We start from the raw sequence: 3,302 nt of genomic DNA, 5'->3' as shown, positions 1-3,302 counted from the left end.
GACGATGGTAGTTGGAGTATGGCAGTTCAAGATTTAAGCGGCTGGCCTGATGGTGAAGTAACAGCGACAGTCACTGGTTCAAATCAACACGGTATTGCTGCTGAAGCAGTGACAGAGACGGCGAACCTTTCGGCAGCGAAGCCAACGGTTTCAAGTGTCACGTTAAATCCGGTAACACCGTCAAATGGTGATAGTGTTCAAGTAACTATCCGATTTAATGAAAATGTCTCTAATGTAAGTGGAACTTTAGGCCAACCAATTGACTTTTCATCGGTAACAGCACCGACAAATGAATGGGTAGGGACAATAAGTTCTTTAAATGTAGGTGTTGAAAGTAAGAAAGATCTTATTGTGTCAGCTGGTTATAAAGATACATCAGGTAATTTTGGGGATGAGTATACAGAACAAGTTAATGTCACTCCTGTTATTGTCCTAAATACTATTTCTGATGATTATATTGTTGGATCTAGTGATTCGAATAGTCTACTTATTACAGGTGTAAGTACTGGTTTCTCTAATGGAGATAGACTTAAGGTAAAAGCTCAATCTATAAATGAAATCACAGAAGTATTTAACCAAACTGTTCAAATTCAAAGTGATGGAACTTGGAGTACAACCGCTGAAGATATTTCGGGATGGAATAATTCAGATATAACGATAACCCTTGACGGACGTAACTCATCTAGTGTGGATGCTACAACAATAAGTAAAACTATTCCTCTAGATAATAGTATTGCTTTTGTATATCGTGATGATTGGTTAATTAGAAAAGCTGCATAGTCAGAGCTAAGTGATTATTAATAAAAAACGCCAGTGAACTTTACTGGCGTTTTTGCATCCGGTAATAAGTAGTACTTATTACTAGATGTCGTTTTTTACATTATTAATGGTAAAAATCATGTATCCGTAAAAAATAATCCAGAATAAACAGTAACTAAGCAGGTAAGTAATGGAATGTTGGTCATATTGTTTGTAAGTAAGATAACCTAATACGTAAATAGCTTGAGCAAGTGTTAAATATAAGATTAAGAATACTTGCCATTGATGTTTAAATAACGACAGTTGATAACCATAGGAATATAATGCACTCATATAACATAATGTTGTAAAAGCAATAATGTTATCTTGGATATCATTGAACATGTCCTGAATATCGTAATCTTCTAAGATTTCTAATGTCATAATCATTAGAACAATGATTAAAATGATTGTATTTAATACCAAGCGAGCAAATTTTCTGTCTTTGAATCGTCGGCTCTCGAGGATTGAAGTTAGTTGAATAGCCATAGTGTTTTTATAAAATTTATTGTGTGCGGATTTTATGCGATTAGTGATTTTTAATCTCACTGAAATAATAGGTAAAATAACTAAAATGGTAGTTTTTTTGAGTTTGTAGTTGTGAGGTTGGGGAATGAACAAGGAGAGAGAGAAACAAAAACACCAACAAGAGAGCTGGTGTTTGTAATGTTATAGAAGACTTGGTTTATTATTCGTTGTATTAATAGATAATTTATTGATTATACATGATAAGTTAAGTCTCTAAACAAACTCCATACCAAATCGATACTTACTAACTTTTATAAATCTAGTTCCTTGAATGTTATGTTTTTTAAAGATATCGACAAACTTTTGATGAACAAAAATATTTGTTACATCCGTATTATCCATAACAAAGAGAAGTCGCTCTTTTTCAGGAATATTATCTAGTATTTCTGACGATAAATGAAAAGTTTTCACAGATGGTACAACATCAATGCCATCTAGAGATTTTACACCTCCGGGATAAGAGGCAACTGATTTATCTCTATCCCAACAATCGAGTAATTCATAAATATTTAATGCCCAAACATCTTCTCGAATGCCTTTACTCTCTCCTTTAACGATTGCAGGATAGAATTTTGAACCATATATCCCATTTTCTAGTAAAGACTTTAATTCCTTAGTAACCACTATACTGCCTACAGGAAAAAAGATTTCGTAATTACTGGTTGCAAAACTTAAATCATATGTTTCAGTTGAGAAACATAATGGCTCTTGCCCGTAATTAAGTTCTTCAGAATCATAATGGCGACGAGATGTATTGTTATCTGGATTTACATCATATTCATCTTGCTCTGGTTCTGGAAATAATAAGTAATATTCTTCGTTGTATTTATTCATGTTTTACCGCTAGTTATTATTGTAAGATAAAATACTAACCAGAATATTGGTGTTTTTAGGTTATTATACGTCACTGAAGTGGCATAGTGTTCGTTTCTTATTCTATGTAGTCTAATTAAAATGGTCGATATTTTTTATTGAAGAAATATAAGATTAGTAGGAACAAAAACACCAGTGAAAGAACTGGTGTTTATGATTAAGGATCTAGAATTGCTTACCCATTTCCCACTCTGAAACTTTAATAAACTTTAGAGTATCTACTTTATGCTTATTAAATATATCAACTATTTTTTGATGGAGGAAAACTGGAGCACCACTTGCTTTTTCTGGGATGAATACTAAGCGTTGTTCCTCTGGTATTGCGTCTAATTTATTTGAATCAAGATAATATTTATCAATATCATGTCGCTTATCATAATCATCAATAATACAACGTTTTAAGTTTAATACATTTGTCTTATTGAAAATATTAAAAAACCAGAAATTGTCATAAAAATCACCATTGTCATCAATTATGATTGTTGAATAAAGTTGGAAATTATCAATTTTAAAATTGTTCATGTCATCTTTTACTTTATCAGAAACAATAGGGTAGTTTAGGTTTAAGTGTGCATTTTTAATTGGTCTTTGTATCGAGTTTAATAAGTCTTTATCTTTATATGCATTTTCAAAAAAAAACGGATCTTGTCCCATGACTGCTTTTGTATAGGTATAGTTTCTATCAAATGTTTTTTTGTAAAGGGCTAAGGTAAAGAGTTTCATCGTTATAATTATCAAAAACTATATAGTATTCTTCGTTGTATTTATTCATTGACCTACCTTTGGCTCCCAATGTTGTTGACTAAATGTAATTAATTTTCTATTACCTTTTATTGTATCTTCTTTTCCCGGGTATCGAAAATCGATCCCCGAAATTTGACGAGATAAATTCTTTCCGTGTAATCTGTTAGCACATTTTGCTTCTGATTTTTTGGCTTCTTTAATGTTTTCCTTGAGCTGCAAGATCGAAAAATACATCGTCGGTAAGGTTTTTCCGATAATGAGGATTAATACTTCTTGGTGAGTTAATTACAAAATCATCAGCACTTTCTTTGTAAATAATGTAGATTTGCCCTGCGGATATACTAGATGCCGAGCCAATA

4 protein-coding genes are annotated in these 3,302 nt (G+C 32.1%); 1 reads left to right on the top strand and 3 read right to left on the bottom strand.

The window, feature by feature from the left end:
- Positions 1-780, top strand: a 780-nt coding sequence (locus BTO23_RS16015; RefSeq protein ID WP_211295937.1) for a hypothetical protein, incomplete at its 5' end; no start/stop codon positions are given.
- Between the two features lie 81 nt (positions 781-861).
- Here BTO23_RS16015 and BTO23_RS16010 read toward each other — a convergent pair.
- The 3 genes from BTO23_RS16010 to BTO23_RS16000 form a co-directional block, all read right to left on the bottom strand.
- Entirely contained in the window at positions 862-1,287 is a 426-nt protein-coding gene (locus BTO23_RS16010) for a hypothetical protein (protein ID WP_146107802.1), read from the bottom strand.
- 252 nt (positions 1,288-1,539) lie between these two features.
- A complete protein-coding gene (locus tag BTO23_RS16005; protein WP_105064014.1) occupies positions 1,540-2,160 on the bottom strand; it encodes an imm11 family protein in 621 nt (206 codons plus the stop codon).
- 204 nt (positions 2,161-2,364) lie between these two features.
- Positions 2,365-2,922, bottom strand: coding sequence for an imm11 family protein (locus BTO23_RS16000; protein WP_245922126.1), 558 nt, complete (start codon positions 2,920-2,922; stop codon positions 2,365-2,367).
- Positions 2,923-3,302 lie beyond the last annotated feature (380 nt).

The organism is Aliivibrio sifiae, from assembly GCF_002954715.1.
GTDB classification, from domain to species: domain Bacteria; phylum Pseudomonadota; class Gammaproteobacteria; order Enterobacterales; family Vibrionaceae; genus Aliivibrio; species Aliivibrio sifiae.
The sequence above is the reverse complement of the archived record's forward strand: the minus strand, read 5'-3'. Positions and strand labels throughout refer to the sequence as shown.

Coding starts and splice junctions, on each gene's coding strand:
- BTO23_RS16000 (WP_245922126.1), bottom strand. CDS start 2,922: ATGAAACTCTTTACCTTAGCCCTTTACAAAAAAACATTTGATAGAAAC.
- BTO23_RS16010 (WP_146107802.1), bottom strand. CDS start 1,287: ATGGCTATTCAACTAACTTCAATCCTCGAGAGCCGACGATTCAAAGAC.
- BTO23_RS16005 (WP_105064014.1), bottom strand. CDS start 2,160: ATGAATAAATACAACGAAGAATATTACTTATTATTTCCAGAACCAGAG.